Consider the following 14,889-nt stretch of genomic DNA (forward strand, 5'->3'; position numbering starts at 1 on the left):
CGGCAGCGGGTGCGGCAATGGGTGCAGCCGTGGAACGGAACTACCGCTTCAGCGTCCCCCACACCACGAGCCGGTACTTGGAGGTGTACTCGGGCGTGCAGGTGGTGAGCGTGATGTACGCACCGGGCTCGCTGTACCCCTCGCCCGGCTTGACCGAACTCCGCGGCACCGGCGCGATCACCCCGGTATCCCGCTCGCTCGTCTCGCCGAGCGTCTTACCCACCGTGTACGTGTACCTCCGCCCCCGGACATCGACGATCAGCTCGTCCCCCGCCCTCAGCCGGTTGATGTACCGGAACGGCTCCCCATGGGTATTGCGGTGCCCGGCCAGCGCGAAATTCCCCTGCGCCCCCGGCTGCCCGGTCCCCGGGTAATGCCCGGCGTACCCCTTGTCCAGCACGGACCGCTTGTCGACCCCCTGAGCCACAGGCACGACCAGCCCGAGCCGCGGAATGCGCAGCACGGCATACGCCGCCGCCGCAGGCCTATGTTCAGGAGAACCAGAACCCGCCGACGGAACAACACCCTCCGGCACACCGCCGGAATCCCCAGAGGACCCGACACCAGGTTCGATGCCCGACCCATCCGACTCACCCGACGCACCGGACTCCCCCGACTTACCGGCCTCACCCGACTCACCGGAAAGAACAGGTCCCCCCGCCCCACCGGCATCATCCGCCCACTCGTCCTCCAGCGCCTGGACCTGCTCCCTCGCACCCGCCAGCGCCTGCCGATTGGTCCACCACACCTGGTGCACCACCAGCAACAACACCACCACACCCACCGTGACGGCCATCTCCGCGGCCGCCCACAGCACCCCCGCGAGCCCGGCCCGCCGCCCCCGCCGGCCACGCCCCTGCACCACCACACGCACGCGATCCCGCACGGCCCGCACCTTAAGACCTCCCCCGCCAACTGAACAGCCGCAGTACGGTGTGATCCATGCGCCCCGACACGCCTGCCGAGCACATCGCCGAAGCCGAGCGCCTCATCCGCACGGCGACCCGCTACCCCGAGGACCAGGAGCCCTTGCTCCTCCAGGCCGCGGCCCACCTCGAACTGGCCGACTCACGCGAACGGGCGAGCGCGCTCTACGACCAACTCCTGGCCGGCGACCCGGCCGACCCGCACCTCATCAAGGCCCTCCAGGCCGCCAACCTGTGGGAGTACGGCCACGAGCCCGAGGCCCGCGCCCTCATCCAGGGCATCCGCGCCGCCGCCCCCACGGACCCGGCGCCCTGGGAGGTCATCGCCGAAGCCCTCGAAGCCCACGACGAGTTGACCACCTCGGAAGAGTGCTTCACGCAGGCCGCGACCCTCCTCCTCGCGGAGGACACCCCCCTCACCCCGGCCACCACCGCGCTCCTCACGGGCCGCCACCGCGTACGCCGCCTCCTCGGACTCCGCCACGACGACTGGGACATGGTCGCCGACACCCGCCACGTCGGCCCGATCCCGCTGGACGAGCTCCACGACCCGAAGCGCATCTGGGCCCTGGGCTCCGACGACCCGGCCGAACTCCGCGCCGAGATCGCCCGCCTCCGCGCCGAACTCGGCGACCGCCGGGCCGCCCTCTCCCGCCCCTTCCCGGTGGCCATCCTCCACTGGCCCCAGCGCGAACTGGCCGAGCTCCTGACCAGCTACCCCACCCTCACCGCCGAGTACCCCTCCCACGCGGCCCACCTGACGGAAATCGAAACGTCCCTCCGCGCCCTGGCCGCCTCGGGCACCACCAACCTCGGCATCGTCACCGCGAGCGTCCCCTCCTACGAGGCCTTCGCCGCCTCGGAGAAAACCTCCCCGGCCTCCCCGTCCCTCCTGGCCGAATACGCCACCACCCTGGCCGCCCGCGGCAAAGCCACCCCCTGGCCCCCCTCCCCCACAGCCCCCTGCTGGTGCACCTCGGGCAAGCCCTACGCGGAGTGCCACAGCCAGGCCGCCGAGGCCGACGGCCGATGAGCAAGGGGCGGCTCGTTCTGCAGGAGCCGGGCGGGGTCTGCGTCAACACTCTTGCTGGAGAGCACGTCCTGATGAGTCCGGACCAGGACTCCGAGATGCTGGCCGTGCTGGACTGGCTGCGTCCCCGCGACGTGGCGGGGCTCTATACGGGCGCCATAGCCAACGCGATCGACTACGTACTCGACGGGCCGAGGACGGGCCGGTACGACCTGCTGGGAGCCGACGTCCACCCGGGTGAGAAGGCGTCGGTCGGTGCCAAGCTGGAGTACGAGGTACTGCGGTCGTTCGGTCTCCCGAAGAAGCCGCCGCTCGACACCCTGATCGCCGGCGTGCCCGTCGACATCAAAGCGACGGTGGGCTCCAACTGGTCGATTCCAGCTGAGGCGCACTGCCAGGTCTGTATCTGCACGCAGATACAGCTGGGAAAGAGCAGGCACCGTTCCTGGCTGGTCCGCGCACACCGCTCCTGGCTCTACCGCGGTGCGGGCAACCGCGACGGCAAGCGCGGGCTCGCCGTGCACGCTCGCGATCACTGGAGCGTCCCGCTCTACGACTGGACCCCGCTGCCCGTGAATCCGCTGACGCTCCTCACGCCGGAACAAGCCGGCTGGGTGCTGGCTGAGAAGCCGGGCCAGGAGCGACGGTTCACGATGATGTTCCAGCTCCTGGAAGGGCACATCATCCCGCGCAGCGTGATCACGACGGTGGGTGCCGGAAAGCACGACCCACTGCGGCGCGCGAGGAACGTCAGGGCCCGCTTGGAACGTGGCGGTCTTACGCTGCTCTGCGGCAAGTTCCCGCAGCAGCGGGACCTGGCGGCGGCCCACAAGATCACGCTCGGGCCAGAGGACTGGATCGCCTTGCGGATGGACGGAGAGCACAGCGGTGCCGGATGAGCCTGACTGGCAGCCCCCCGAGGGTTCCTGGGCATCCTCGGCAGCGCGCCGACGCAACATGCAGGCCATCCGGAGCCGCGATACAAAGCCCGAGAAGGTCATCCGCCGGCTCGTCCACGCGAAGGGTCTGCGCTTCCGGATCGCGGCCCGCCCGCTTCCGGATCTCCGCCGGACGGCGGACCTCGTATTCCGGCCGACGAAAGTGGCCGTCTTCGTCGACGGCTGCTACTGGCACGGCTGCCCGGTGCACTACGTACCGCCCAGGACCAATCCGGGCTACTGGTCGGAAAAGGTGGCCCGGAACATCGCCCGGGACCGCGATACCGACCAGAAGCTGACAGAGGCCGGCTGGCTTGTGCTCCGCTTCTGGGAGCATGAGGACTCGGGCCATTGCGCGGCGGAGATCGCCGATGCCGTCCGGGAGCGGCAGAGCCGCTCCCGGAGCGGGGACGACTAGCTGCCGGCCTGTGCGGCAGGGCGCGCGTCGCGGAGAACCTTGGCGATGGACTCACCGACGGCGTGGGCGACGGGCGGTGGAAACGCGTTACCGACCTGGCGGTACTGGGCAGTCTTACCCGGCACCGGCTTCTCCGTCTTCTTGTCCCCGGCGAAGTCCCACGCCTCGGGGAAGCCCTGGATGACCGCCGCTTGGGTGACGGTCAGCATCGGGCCCTCGGGACGGAAGAGGTCCCGGTCCCAGCTCTTCTTCTCCTCCACCTCGTCCGGCGAGTTGGCCACGCCCATGGCGTTGACTCCGAGGAGCTTCCATGCGGCCTTCGCCCGGCTCGGCCCGAGGTCGGCGCCGCCGTGCTTCTTGGACCCGCCCACGAGCGTCGGGGCGATCCCGTCACGCTGGTCTTCCCAGCGCTTCAGGGCTTCCTCTGCTTTGGCTCCCAGTACGCCGCCCTTGTCCACGAAGGGCTTGAACCGCGCCTTCATCGACTCGCCGAGAGCAGCGCGTACGGTGACTGCCCCGGGCTTCGCCACCGGCCACTCGAACTTCCTGTCCCCCAGCACGTCCGTGCGGATGGCGACCAGGATGGCCCGCGGCCGCAGCTGGGGCACTCCGAAGTCGCTGGCCTCAAGGACCTCCCAGCCGCAGACCGTGTAGGAGCCCTCATACTCGACTTTCTCACCCGTCTGCGGGTCCTTGGCGAGGCCGCCTTCGAGGCGTGCGATCACCCAGTCGCGGTATTCCTGGAACTTGTCGTCCTTGATTCCCCGGACGTTCTCGATCATGACCGCTTTCGGCTTGAGCTCGTCCACGAGCTCAAGCATGCGAGGGAACAGGTCACGCTCGTCGTCCTTGCCCAGCTGCTTTCCCGCGTGCGAGAAAGGCGGGCAGGGAACGCCGCCCGCGAGGAGATCAAGCTCCTCTTCCTTGAGCGGGCCGCCAAGATACCCGACCGGCCTTTCCAGGTCGGTGAGCGGTTCGAAATGGTTGACATCCTTGTGGATGATGTCGCAGTATTCGCGCTCGAATTCCCAGCCGTCCCGGCGATCGATGTTACGCCGCAACGTCGCTGCGGCGTACTGGTCGATCTCGACGAGCGCTAGGTGGCGGAAGCCAGCCTGGTGGAGGCCGATGGCCTGCCCCCCGGCTCCGGCGCAAATCTCAATCGAGGTCAGCGTGTGATCGCTGGCACCCATCGAGTCCTCCTGGTGTGGCAGATGCAGACAGGCAAGTGTCGCATCCGCCACCGACAGTGTGTCCCCTCTCGGCGGGAGCAGGCGCACCACCCGTCAGCTGGCGCACCTGCCCCGCAGTGGTCTCAGCGGGCCCGCGCCGTCTCCACGTGCTCCAGGAGGGCGCGCACATCGGCTTCGTCCATGCCCGCGGTCACGGGCCCTTCCTCCTGGAGATCACCCAGCTGCCGGACGGATGGATCATCGAGGATCGCCCCCATGAACTCGAGCTTTTCCGCGAGCCTGAGCGCCACCACCTCATCGATCGTGCCGGAGGATGCGAGCACGGTCACCCGTGTCTGCGTATCCGGAGCCAGTCCCAGGCGGTGGATGCGGTCCAGGCTCTGGAGGAATCGGCCCGCCATAAAATCCCGGTCGACGTAGACCGCGTCGTGACACTCACGGTGAAGACTGATGCCTTCGCCCAGTGTGGCCGGGTTGGAGATCAGGACACCGCAGTCCGGATCTTCCCGGAACCTGCGGATCTCCTCCTCCCTGTCCGTCGTGCCGCCATGGACGACGGCGGGCTGGAAGTCCCCGAGGATCCCCTCCAGGCTGGTGATGTTCCGCACGAACGTCGACCACACCAGCGTCTTCCGCCCGGTGGCCGCGTTCCTCGAAACGATGTCGCGGACTACGCGGTATTTCGGCGGCACCTCGTGCTGGTGCAAGTTCTGCAGCAGCTTGAAGAGCGACTCTCCCTCGGGGATTTCCAGAGGCGGCACCTGGAAATTGAGGGGCTCGTACTTACTGCTTCCTTCGACCAGCAGGGCGGGGCTCGTGGCAGCCATGAGCAGCCTGAGCATCGCCTTCCCGAGGCCGTCGAAATCCTCCCGGGACAATTCCGCCCGAGCGGTGAAGCGGCCCACGAGGGCGTCGTAGATCTCCCGGTGCAGACCCTCCAGGGGCACGGACCGGATGACAGGCTGGAAGGGCGGCAGCCCCAGTTCCTTCTTCGTGGTGCGCGTGAAGAGGGGCCGGAGCACTGAGCTGGCGTGCGCGAGGTCCCCGCCCGCCACGGCCTGGGTCACCACCCGGCGCCCATGGCCGGGCCAGACGAACGACAGCAGGTTCTCCAGGTCCCGCGCGCCGTTCGGGGCAGGCGTGCCCGTGAGGATCAGCCGGCGGCGGCTCAGGGGGCCCAGAGCCATGCAGGCGCTTCCGTACGTGCCGTCCGATCCGAGCTTCATCCGGTGGGCTTCATCCAGGATCACCATGGAGGGGGCCGCCCGCAGCCAGCCCGCGAGCCCGGTGAGGGAGCGGTCGAGCCGCTCGTAGTTGACCACCAGGATCTCGGCGTGCGGGTCCGGGACCCTGCCCATGACCTTGGTCACCGGCGCCTTGTCGAAGCATTCACCGCTCTCCGCGATCCAGGACTCGTAGGCCGACTTCGGGCTGACGACCAGCAGCCTCCGGGCGTCGCCCTTCTCCTTCGTCGCCGCGTAGACGGCGAGTCCGACCCGCGTCTTGCCCGCCCCCGGGACGCTGAAGTTGGCTCCGTGGCGCATGGAGAGCAACCGGTCGATGTCCCGGCGCTGAAAGCTGGTCAGATCCGCCCGCCAGCCCGCCCCAAGACGGCCGGAAAGGGAACCGGCGTCCAGCCCTTCAGCGGGCTCGGGGCTGTGGTCCAGGTAGTCGGCTGCCTGATCCGCGTCATCCAGGACGTCGTTAACGAGGGTGAGGAGTTCCTCCTCCCACTCGACGGATTCGGCGTGCGGCCAGTCCGACAGCACGTGGAGCCCCGACAGGAAGTCGTCGAGGGGTACTTCCAGCGTCAGCGGACCGCGCTGGCCGCCTACGGGGAACCCCGCGGCCAGATGCGTCAGATCCGCGCCGAACGGCTCGGCGGCGCGGAGCACGGCCTTGGTCCGGGTGACGTCGAGACCGAGCCTCAGGGACAGGTCACCCATCTCACCCCGCTCGGTCACGCCTGCTCCTGCCGCACGGCGGCGAGGAGCCACGCGACGCCCTCGCCGTGCTCCTCGATCCGCGCGGCCTCACGGGCGAGCTTGAGCAGACTGCCCTTGAGGGAGAGGAGGGCCTCGTCAAGGGTTTCCTCGTCCAGGTTGCGCGAAGCACGGGCGAGCGTCATGTCCGTCACGCACTGGTCGATGCTCTGGACGGCATCGTGGAGCCGGTCCGGCGCCGCCTGCTTCCGCTTGCGCACCCGCGCGTCCTTGCCGGCAGGCACCAGGGCTTCCTCTACCGCGTCGCGCACCTGCTTCCACAGGGCGGCCGCCTGGTCGGACTGTTCCTGGGTCACCGTGTCCGGGGCACGTTCCACCGCCTTGGTCCGCAGCAGCAGGTTGGTGAACTCCTTCGCCTCCGCTACCTGGGGACTGTCGCCCCGCACGGCACGGTTCAGCCCTGGGATCACCCGGGCTTCCTGGGGCTGGGCGGGGACCTTCTGCAGCTCCTCCGGCAGGTGACGCTGGAGGTACCGGGTCCTGAAGTCCACGTCGGCGAGGCGGACGTCCGTCTTGGAGAAGTCGAGCACGATCAGTGCGAGCTTGTTCTCCTTCAGCAGGTCGGCCTGGGCCGGATTCTGCCGTGACGCCTTCGCGAAAGCGCGGTGGACTTCCCTCAGCTTTTCCTGCTGGTCTTCGAAATCCATCAGCTTGAGCTCGGCCGGACCGTTCTTGGAACGGTTCACCAGGTCGTTGAGAGTGGCCAGAACCCATCGGTCCTGCTCCGCCGTCTCCGTCCGGATCCGGAACTCCTTCGCGATCTCAGCAATCGGCCGGCCTGCGGTGACCTGCTCCTCGATGGTGAGCAGCCGGTTGATGTACGAGTAAGGCCGGCGCGTGTCATGACGGAGCTGAAGGGACAGCTCGACCGCGTTGATATCGGTCCAGGTGCAGGATTCCGGGAGGACGCCGACCCGGACGCTCGGAACTCCGAGCTCGCGCAGCGCAGCCACCCGGGTGTTGCCGTTGACGAGAATTCCGTCGCGCGTGATGAGCCCCGGCTCGTTCTGGCGGTACTCCTTGAGGCTGCTCATGAGCTCGTCGAAGTCGCCGTCCCGCTTGGCTGGGTTCGAGGGGAGGGCCTTGAGCAGGTGGTCAAGGTAATCCTGTCCATCCGAGCCCCACGGGTTGGCCGTGAGTAGCCGGTCGCGGTCGGGATCGAAGGTGCGCTGTGCCCGGATCCGGTGCGTGGAAGGGTTGAAGTACACCTGGTCGATGGGCATGTCGATGACCTGCACCACCAGGGGCTTCGTCCGCCACTCGACCGTCAGCGTCTCCTGCAGCCCGCCGCCGGCGCTGACTTCCTTGAGCCGCTTCTCCACCAGTTCCTGGTTCTCAACGGCGCGGGGCGGCCGGCCGAAGTCCATGCTCACGGGGTGTTCTCCTTCTGACTGCAGGTCCATGGTGTGCGGGGAGCGAAGTGGGGCCGGGGTCACGCCCGGCCCCAAGTGTTATGCCTATTGGTTGTGCCTATTGTCAGACCGGGGGCAGCGAGAGGGCCTCGCGTACCTTGTTCCGGGCATCCGCCGGAAGCGTCCGGATGGCCGCCCACAGGTGCTCCACCTCGGCGAACTCCCGCGCGTCTGCGAGCATCCAGTCCGCAATGGTCTTTCGTTCCATGCCACCGAGCCGGCCCAGGCGGGCCAGAACGTCGGGAAGGTCGGCCGTCAGCCCCCTGCCACCGACACGGCACCGATTACATTCGGCCACGTGTTCCACGAGGGTGGTTCCGTCCAGCTGGAGCACGGGACGCCGCGCGATGTCCAACTGGGCTGACACGTACGTACCCGGGAACGTCTCTCCCGACGTGATGCCGCACGACCGGCAGTGGTGCCCGTCACGCGCCAGAACCTCACGCCGCTGGGTGTCCGTGATAGACGCGGCCGGCCGCGTTCCCTTCCCGGGTTCCCAGACCGGCTCGCCCTGCGCCACGAAACGCTGCTCGTGCTGCCCGAGTGTCAGATCCTCGCGGTTGGTGTCGATCCGCCAGCCGAAGTCCCGCAGATCTCGCACCCTGCGGTCCGCCTGACTCACACCGGGGAAGGCCTTCTTCACGTCTTCCTTCGTGAAGACATTCCCCTCCCCCACCACGGCGACAAGCCACAGCCCGGCACGCTTCATGGTGCCCAGCTTCTGGTCCGTCCAGGACGGAAGCCCCATTGCGCTCTCCTTGTTCCCTTGTTCCGGTCCGTCTCGAAATCGGCCGCCCCGAGCCCGAGGATCCCCCCACCAGCACTCTCAGCGGACTCCGCAACTCTTGCCCAGCACGGGACGGCAAAGCCAGCCCCAATCAGATTTCGAGGTCAGATGAAAACATCAGGCGGTTCATCTGACGGTCTTTTACCGCGAGACTTCGGAGAGGCTGTTACGACCGGGGAGAACGGAGCCGTGGTGCCACGCAAGGCAAGGAATTGGAAAGAGCTGTCATCGGAGCTTTCCGAAGAACACCGCGTGTTCGTGACGATGCTGCGCAGGGTCCGCGACTGCAGCGGGCGGACCCAGGCCCAGATCGCCCTTGACGGACACATCGTCGCGACGAGCCTCTCCAACCACCTCAACGGCGGTCGGATTCCGGAAGAACCACAGGTCAGGGCTTTCTTCGAGACGGTCCAGCAGGAAGTGGCGCTGACGGACAACGAGGACGTAGAACTGCCCTGTTCACTGAATGACCTGCTGGAACTGCGACGGCTCGCCCGGGTACAGCACTGTGACTGCGTCCCGCACTCCCGGGGACACAGGCCCTCACCTCCGGACGCGTCTGACGAGACGCCGGCTTTCCACCACTCGGGCCCGGCGTCCGGTCCGGAACCGGTTCCGGACCCCGATTCGCGCCCGTCCGGGCCACAGTCGCTCCGTTCTCCTTCCCTGAGACGGCGTCTGCGCTCCCGTTCCAGGGCGTTGTCCCGCGCTTCCGTGCTGGCCGCGTCGGCACGGAAGCAGGTGCCGGTCCCCCCGGAGGAGGGGGACCGGCCGCGCAGGGACTCGCCCCACGCCCGGTGGACCGAGCTGGAGACCCTGACCGGGTTCATCGCGAGCGGCAGGGACCGCGACGCGGGACTGCTCTTGTGGCGCGCCGGAAGGACGCTTTCCGCGCCCGAACTCATCGACGCCGTCGACTCCTGCCGGACCGCCGGGCTCAACGAGGCCGCGGAATCTGTGCTCTCCGGTGTGAGCGAACGCGCCGACCGGCAGGCCGTGCTGAACATCACGGCCGCGTTCCAGCACGCCGGCAGGCATGAGGACGTCGGCTTCCTGCTGGCGGCTGCCACTCAGTAGACAAGGGGCAGCGGGAGTTGTTGCTGGCCGCGGGCCAGGGCTGTGGGTGGGGTGGGGCGGGTGGTTCCGATGAGGAGGAGGGTGCGGAGGGCGGAGAGGACTTCCGTTGGGGTGTCGCGGATTATCGAGGGGGTGGCGCTGACCACCAGGATGCCGTGGGACTCCAGGCGGAGGCGGCGGCGGAGGGTGGCGTGCCAGGCGTCGCGTGTGTAGTGGTACTCCGCCGAGTCGATCTCCAGGGCCACGCCCTCGTCGGGCCAGTAGGCGTCGGGGCTGGCCAGGAAGGTGCCGTCCGGGGTGTAGAGGCGGTCGTTCCACAGGGGGGCGGGAGGTCCGTCGCGGTGAGGGTGTCGCGGGCCTGGGCCTCGGCTACCGAGCGGACGCCGACGAGGAGTTCGGCCGCCGCGGCGCCGATCGCGGGGCGGGTGAGGAGGCGGGCGGCGCGGAGTTCGGTGTGCAGGTCCTGCGGGTGGCACCAGCCGGCCTGGATCACGTGGGCCAGGATCGAGCGGATGTCGGCCGGGTCGTCGGCGCGGGCGGCGAAGTCGGCGGCCGCGCGGACCGGGCGGGTGCTGGGGATCCCGGAGACCGTGATGGTGCGGGGCCAGCGGGCGGTCGGGAGTGGGCGGACCTCGCGGGTGCCGGTGAGCCGGCGCGGGGCGCGGACCAGGACGTCGGCCGGCGTGTGCGGGGCGTCGCGGATGCCGAGGAGGGCGAGGGCGGCGCCGCCGGTGAGGGCTGCCGTGTCGCCGGACAGGGGGTCCGCGGCGGGCTCGGCGGCGTACAGGACGGCGGCGAGGGCGCGTTGGCGGCGGTCCGGTGGGCCCGTCTGAAGGAGGTAGACCCGCGGCAGTAAGCGCTGCCAGGGGCCGCCCGGGCGGGTTCGGGAGGTGTTGGTTCCGTCGGGGACGCCCGCGCCGGCGAGTTGGTGGCGGGTGGCGAGGTTGAGCTGCTTGCGGGCCGTTTTCACGGCCCCTGCCGGCTTCGTGATCATGCTGCGGGTATGCCCGTCCGCGGGGCCCGCATGCCGTCAGCGGTGCGGGTGGTCCGGGCGTAGGGGGTGGTCCGGGGAAAGGAAGACGATCACACCGGTCTGCGTTCCGGGCAGGGGCTGGACCTCGTGCCAGCCCAGGCGGCGGTACGTGGCCACGGTGTCCGCGGCCATGCGGGAGGTCAGGAGCCAGGCGCGCCGGTCCGGGGCGTCCGCGGTGATCTCGGTGAGCAGCGCGCGGCCGGTTCCGTGGCCGCGCGCGTACGGGCGTACGGCGAGCTCGTCTATCTCCAGGGCGCCGGTCAGGAGTTCCTTGACGCGGTCCGGGCCGAGCTGCGCCGCGACTTGGGCGTACGCGCGGTTCTTCGGGAAGGCGGCCGGGGTGATCCAGCCGGTGGCGAAGCCGTCGATGCCGGCCGCGGACTGGGCGAGGGCGGTACGGAATCCACGGCGCCGGGCGTCGGCCGGGAGGCGGGCCGCGAACTGGCGAATGGTTTCTTCGTCCTCGTTCCACGGTGGGCCGGAGAAGACGTCGGCGTAGGCGTCGACCAGTTCGTCCGCGAGGTCGAGGACGGCCTGTCCGTAGCAGATCACGATGTTCGGGCTCCTGATGTCGAGAAGGGGGAGGGGGAAGGGAGGGGAGGGAGGGGAGGGAGGGGCAGGCGGAGGGGGATTTTCCCGTTTGGGGTGGGAGAGTGAATTTATGGGCTCCGGGCTCCTGGGGCACGCACCGTACGGATCCGGCGAGTGTGCGACAAATCCCCTCTCCGTCCTCCGTGTCGGGACGCCGGCGGCCGCGTTGAGCAGCCCGTGGACAGACTTCTTCGGGCGGTCGGCTGGTGCGCCCTCGCCTTCCTTCTCGTCCTCGGGGTCGTGGCCCTGCTGCCGCGCGCCGTGCAGGATGCGGTGCCGGATGCCGTGATCGGCGGGGCGGTGCTGGTGCTGGGGGCGGTGGGCGCCCGGAGGGTGGCTCGGCGCCCCCGTTAGCCTCGGGGAGAAGAGCGAGAGACGACGGACAGAGGGAGTGGACATGGGCGGCGTGGGTGCGGGTACGCGTGCGCGTGCGGGCATGGAGCGGGTGCCGACCTCGGTGGTGGCGGCGGCCGGCCTGGTGGGCGGTTACGCCGTCGCCCGGTGGACCAAGAAGCGCCCCCTGGGCGGTGTCGTACTCGGCGCCGCCGGGCTCGCGGCCGGCCGGGAATGGCACCGTCGGGCCGGCACCCCGGCGGCGGCCGGGCTGGGTGCGCTGTACCTCGCCGGGTTCGCGGGTGCGCACCCGCTGGCCAAGAAGGTCGGTGCCTGGCCGGCCGTCTTCGGGGCCGCCGGTGTCGTCGCCGCCGCGGCGTGGGCCGTCGCCGACCGGAGCTGAGTCCGGGGGTCTGGGGGGCCTGACCCGGGCCGGAGTGGGTCTGGGTCCGGGGTACGGGCCCGGGTACGGAGTCCAGGGCCGGGTACGGAGTCCAGGTCCGGGTACGGAGTCCAGGTCCGGGTACGGAGTCCAGGTCCGGGTACAGAATCCAGGTCCGGGTACAGAATCCAGGTCCGGGTACAGAATCCGGTCCGGGGCCACGCGCCAACGCGCTACGCCCCGAGCGCCTTTGACACCGAGTAGATCAGCAGGCCCGCCAGCGCGCCGACCACCGTGCCGTTGATGCGGATGAACTGGAGGTCGCGCCCGATGTGGGCCTCGATCTTGCGGGACGTGTGCTCGGCGTCCCAGCCCGCCACGGTGTCCGTGATCAGCGAGGTGATCTCGGTCCGGTAGGTGGTGACCACGTAGACCACCGCGCCCTCGATCCAGCCCTCCACCTTGGCCTGGAGCCGGCCGTCCGTGGCCAGCCGTGCGCCCAGGGACAACAGCGAGGACCGGACCCGCAGGCGCAGCTCGCTCCGCTCGTCCTCCGCCGCCGAGATGATCATCGACCTGATCGCGGTCCAGGCGGAGGCGATCACGTCCTGCACCTCGCCCCGCGCCAGGATCTCGGACTTGAGCCGCTCCACCCGCGCGCGCGTCTCCGTATCGGACTGGAGGTCGGCGCCGAAGTCCGTGAGGAAACGGTCCACCGCCCCGCGCGCCGGATGCCCCGGCATGTCCCTCATCTCGGTGACGAAGCGGAGCAGCTCCTTGTAGACCCGGTCGCCGACCTTGCGGTCCACGAAACGCGGGGTCCAGCCGGGCGCGCCGCCCTGGACCGCGTCCATGACCGAGTCCCCGTGCGTGACCAGCCAGTCGTGGGCCTTGGCGCAGATGAGGTCGACGGCGCGGTGGTGCCCGCCGTCGGCGACGACCCTCTCCAGCGTCTTGCCGATGCCGGGCGCGATCTCGGCGGTCTCGGCCCGTCTCGTGATCGCCTCTCCTACGACGGCCTGCACATCGGAGTCGCGCAGTACGGTCAGGGCCCCGCGCAGCGCGGTGGCGAGCTCCGCGGTGACCCGGTCGGCGTGTGCGGGCTCGGCCAGCCAGGCTCCGAGCCGGCCGCCGATGCCGAGGGCGTGCAGGCGGGCCTTGACCACCTCCGAGGAGAGGAAGTTCTCGCCGACGAACTCCCCGAGGGAGACGCCGAGCTGGTCCTTCTTGGTCGGGATGATCGCGGTGTGCGGGATGGGCAGGCCGAGCGGGTGCCGGAACAGGGCGGTGACGGCGAACCAGTCCGCGAGGGCGCCGACCATCCCGGCCTCGGCGGCGGCCGCGACATAGCCGGCCCAGCCGCCGACGCCGGCGCCGGTGTTCTGGGCCCACTTGGCGAGTACGTAGACCAGCGCGACCAGGATCAGCAGACCGGTCGCGGTGCCCTTCATCCGGCGGACACCGCGGCGGCGCTCCTCGTCGGCCGCGCTGAACACGAACGCGCCGCGGGTGGGGCTTGCACCGCCGGTGGGGCCCCCGGTGGGGCTCGCGCCGCGCGGCGGCGGGGGGGTCGGAGGGGCGGTGCCGCCACCTCCGGCTGCGCTGCGGTTGTCCACGTGCTCCTGCCTTCCCCCGGGGGCGCCGGTTTTGTCTGCATAGCATCCGACTCCTGGGACGCCCGAGGAGTTCCCGGCACGCCGTGTCGCTTGCCGCGAGGGGGACGGGGCGGGGTGTCACGCCCCGCCCTGCCCCTGCCCCTCCGCGGCCCCTGCCACCACCCCGGCCCGCCCGACTCGGCCCGACCAAGGCCCGGCCCGGCGCGTCCCTTTCCCAGGCCCAGCCCCGCAGGGACCCGCCCCGCGCTACAGCTGCTTGCGGAGCCGCGGGTCGCCGTCCAGTTGCTTCGGTGGCTTGACCTTGATCTCCACCCCGCCCCAGAACGCGAAGCCCGTCACCACCACGCGCGGGGCACCCGGACGGGTCGGGCCCGGGGTGTCGTGCTGGTCGAAGACGCCCATGAAGCCGAAGCCCCTCACGTCCACCTCCACGCCCGGCGGCACGGTGATCTGGATGCCGCCCATCACGGCGACGCAGTTGATCACCACATCGCGCTCCGCGAAGCTCGCCTCGCGCAGGTCGAGCTCCCCGCCGCCCCAGAAGGCCACCGCGTTGAAGCGCGCGGGCACCGTCCAGCGGCCCTTGCGCTGGAACCCCGACATCACCGCCACAGCCGTGGCCGACGTACCCTCACCGCCGATCCGGGTCGGCCAGGCAGTGTCAGGACCCGCCGAAGGGGCCACAGCAGCCGGAGACACGGCAGACGCGGGCGGCACGGCCGCCGGCAGGTCACGCGTCAGCGGTTCCAGTTCCGCGTACGTACGGGACTTGTACGCCGCCTCCAGCCGCTCCTCGAATTCCTCCATGTCGAGCCGGCCCTCGGCGACGGCGTCCCGCAGACGCTCCACCACCCGCTCCCGGTCGGCATCCGACGCCCTCAGCTCCGGCAACGGCTTCTCCGGCCGCTCGTCAGTCATGGGGCCCAGCCTAGGCAGCGATACACGGGAGTTGTAGGGCTTACCGTTCGCCCAGCCCAGCCCAGCCCCAGCCCCCCCACCCCCCCCCCCCCCCCCGGGGCAAAACCCCCCCCCCCCCCCCCCCTCGGGCCCCCCCCCCCCCCCCCCCCCCCCCCGGTTCCGCCCCCCCCCCCCCCCCAACCCCCCCCCCCTGGCCCCCCCCGCCGCCTCCCCCCCCCCCCCCCCCACCACC

At 70.3% G+C, this 14,889-nt stretch carries 15 protein-coding genes; 6 read left to right on the forward strand and 9 right to left on the reverse strand.

Annotated features, from left to right (window positions below; translation table 11 throughout):
* Positions 1 to 40: 40 nt before the first annotated feature.
* Positions 41 to 895 carry a class E sortase gene (locus J7I97_RS06940; protein ID WP_308369152.1) on the reverse strand — a complete coding sequence of 285 codons (855 nt, stop codon included), beginning with the start codon at positions 893 to 895 and terminating at the stop codon, positions 41 to 43.
* 47 nt (positions 896 to 942) lie between these two features.
* Between J7I97_RS06940 and J7I97_RS06945 the strand changes: the two genes are divergently transcribed.
* The 3 genes from J7I97_RS06945 to J7I97_RS06955 all read left to right on the forward strand — a co-directional run bounded on the left by J7I97_RS06945 (position 943) and on the right by J7I97_RS06955 (position 3,312).
* Positions 943 to 1,959 (forward strand): M48 family metallopeptidase, encoded by a 1,017-nt coding sequence (locus tag J7I97_RS06945; RefSeq protein WP_214931701.1) that lies wholly within the window; start codon positions 943 to 945, stop codon positions 1,957 to 1,959.
* Positions 1,960 to 2,030: 71 nt separating this feature from the next.
* On the forward strand, positions 2,031 to 2,855 hold the full coding sequence (locus J7I97_RS06950; protein WP_214931703.1) for a NaeI family type II restriction endonuclease: 825 nt from the start codon (positions 2,031 to 2,033) through the stop codon (positions 2,853 to 2,855).
* Positions 2,845 to 3,312 (forward strand): very short patch repair endonuclease, encoded by a 468-nt coding sequence (locus J7I97_RS06955; protein ID WP_214931705.1) that lies wholly within the window; start codon positions 2,845 to 2,847, stop codon positions 3,310 to 3,312. The genes J7I97_RS06950 and J7I97_RS06955 overlap by 11 nt, the downstream gene beginning before the upstream one ends.
* Here the strand turns inward: J7I97_RS06955 and J7I97_RS06960 are convergent.
* The 4 genes from J7I97_RS06960 to J7I97_RS06975 form a co-directional block, all read right to left on the reverse strand.
* Positions 3,309 to 4,505, reverse strand: coding sequence for a DNA cytosine methyltransferase (locus J7I97_RS06960; RefSeq protein WP_214931742.1), 1,197 nt, complete (start codon positions 4,503 to 4,505; stop codon positions 3,309 to 3,311). The genes J7I97_RS06955 and J7I97_RS06960 overlap by 4 nt on opposite strands.
* Positions 4,506 to 4,627: 122 nt before the next feature.
* The gene (locus tag J7I97_RS06965; protein WP_214931744.1) at positions 4,628 to 6,451 is read right to left on the reverse strand and encodes a DEAD/DEAH box helicase; all 1,824 of its coding nucleotides are present in this window, start codon (positions 6,449 to 6,451) and stop codon (positions 4,628 to 4,630) included.
* Positions 6,452 to 6,465: 14 nt separating this feature from the next.
* Entirely contained in the window at positions 6,466 to 7,875 is a 1,410-nt protein-coding gene (locus tag J7I97_RS06970; protein WP_251058558.1) for a transcriptional regulator, read from the reverse strand.
* A gap of 109 nt (positions 7,876 to 7,984) precedes the next feature.
* A complete protein-coding gene (locus J7I97_RS06975; protein WP_214931709.1) occupies positions 7,985 to 8,668 on the reverse strand; it encodes a hypothetical protein in 684 nt (227 codons plus the stop codon).
* A gap of 780 nt (positions 8,669 to 9,448) precedes the next feature.
* On the opposite strand from J7I97_RS06975, the gene J7I97_RS06980 reads away from it, so the two are divergent.
* The gene (locus J7I97_RS06980; RefSeq protein ID WP_214931711.1) at positions 9,449 to 9,784 is read left to right on the forward strand and encodes a hypothetical protein; all 336 of its coding nucleotides are present in this window, start codon (positions 9,449 to 9,451) and stop codon (positions 9,782 to 9,784) included.
* 121 nt (positions 9,785 to 9,905) lie between these two features.
* Here J7I97_RS06980 and J7I97_RS06985 read toward each other — a convergent pair whose 3' ends face one another.
* The gene (locus J7I97_RS06985) at positions 9,906 to 10,778 is read right to left on the reverse strand and encodes a hypothetical protein (RefSeq protein WP_214931713.1); all 873 of its coding nucleotides are present in this window, start codon (positions 10,776 to 10,778) and stop codon (positions 9,906 to 9,908) included.
* A gap of 36 nt (positions 10,779 to 10,814) precedes the next feature.
* Complete coding sequence (locus tag J7I97_RS38195) at positions 10,815 to 11,369, reverse strand: GNAT family N-acetyltransferase (protein ID WP_308365757.1); 555 nt, start codon at positions 11,367 to 11,369, stop codon at positions 10,815 to 10,817.
* Between the two features lie 216 nt (positions 11,370 to 11,585).
* Here J7I97_RS38195 and J7I97_RS38200 point away from each other — a divergent pair, with 216 nt between their 5' ends.
* Together J7I97_RS38200 and J7I97_RS06995 are read left to right on the forward strand one after the other, a co-directional pair.
* Positions 11,586 to 11,762, forward strand: a complete 177-nt coding sequence (locus tag J7I97_RS38200; RefSeq protein WP_215063357.1) for a hypothetical protein — start codon at positions 11,586 to 11,588, stop codon at positions 11,760 to 11,762.
* Positions 11,763 to 11,844: 82 nt separating this feature from the next.
* Positions 11,845 to 12,144, forward strand: a complete 300-nt coding sequence (locus J7I97_RS06995; RefSeq protein WP_214931746.1) for a hypothetical protein — start codon at positions 11,845 to 11,847, stop codon at positions 12,142 to 12,144.
* A 212-nt stretch (positions 12,145 to 12,356) separates the two neighbouring features.
* Here the strand turns inward: J7I97_RS06995 and J7I97_RS07000 are convergent, their stop codons facing one another.
* Positions 12,357 to 13,739, reverse strand: coding sequence for a DUF445 domain-containing protein (locus J7I97_RS07000; protein ID WP_308369153.1), 1,383 nt, complete (start codon positions 13,737 to 13,739; stop codon positions 12,357 to 12,359).
* A 246-nt stretch (positions 13,740 to 13,985) separates the two neighbouring features.
* Positions 13,986 to 14,657, reverse strand: coding sequence for a DUF1707 domain-containing protein (locus J7I97_RS07005; RefSeq protein WP_214931716.1), 672 nt, complete (start codon positions 14,655 to 14,657; stop codon positions 13,986 to 13,988).
* Between the last annotated feature and the right edge of the window lie 232 nt (positions 14,658 to 14,889).

The organism is Streptomyces sp. ISL-87 (genome assembly GCF_018614095.1).
Taxonomy (GTDB): Bacteria; Actinomycetota; Actinomycetes; order Streptomycetales; family Streptomycetaceae; genus Streptomyces.

What these genes read in the sequence shown, in the direction of transcription:
- J7I97_RS06945 (WP_214931701.1), top strand. Translation starts at nt 943, where the DNA reads ATGCGCCCCGACACGCCTGCCGAGCACATCGCCGAAGCCGAGCGCCTC.
- J7I97_RS06950 (WP_214931703.1), top strand. Translation starts at nt 2,031, where the DNA reads ATGAGTCCGGACCAGGACTCCGAGATGCTGGCCGTGCTGGACTGGCTG.
- J7I97_RS06960 (WP_214931742.1), bottom strand. Translation starts at nt 4,505, where the DNA reads ATGGGTGCCAGCGATCACACGCTGACCTCGATTGAGATTTGCGCCGGA.
- J7I97_RS06965 (WP_214931744.1), bottom strand. Translation starts at nt 6,451, where the DNA reads ATGGGTGACCTGTCCCTGAGGCTCGGTCTCGACGTCACCCGGACCAAG.
- J7I97_RS06970 (WP_251058558.1), bottom strand. Translation starts at nt 7,875, where the DNA reads ATGGACTTCGGCCGGCCGCCCCGCGCCGTTGAGAACCAGGAACTGGTG.
- J7I97_RS06975 (WP_214931709.1), bottom strand. Translation starts at nt 8,668, where the DNA reads ATGGGGCTTCCGTCCTGGACGGACCAGAAGCTGGGCACCATGAAGCGT.
- J7I97_RS06985 (WP_214931713.1), bottom strand. Translation starts at nt 10,778, where the DNA reads ATGATCACGAAGCCGGCAGGGGCCGTGAAAACGGCCCGCAAGCAGCTC.
- J7I97_RS06995 (WP_214931746.1), top strand. Translation starts at nt 11,845, where the DNA reads ATGGAGCGGGTGCCGACCTCGGTGGTGGCGGCGGCCGGCCTGGTGGGC.
- J7I97_RS07005 (WP_214931716.1), bottom strand. Translation starts at nt 14,657, where the DNA reads ATGACTGACGAGCGGCCGGAGAAGCCGTTGCCGGAGCTGAGGGCGTCG.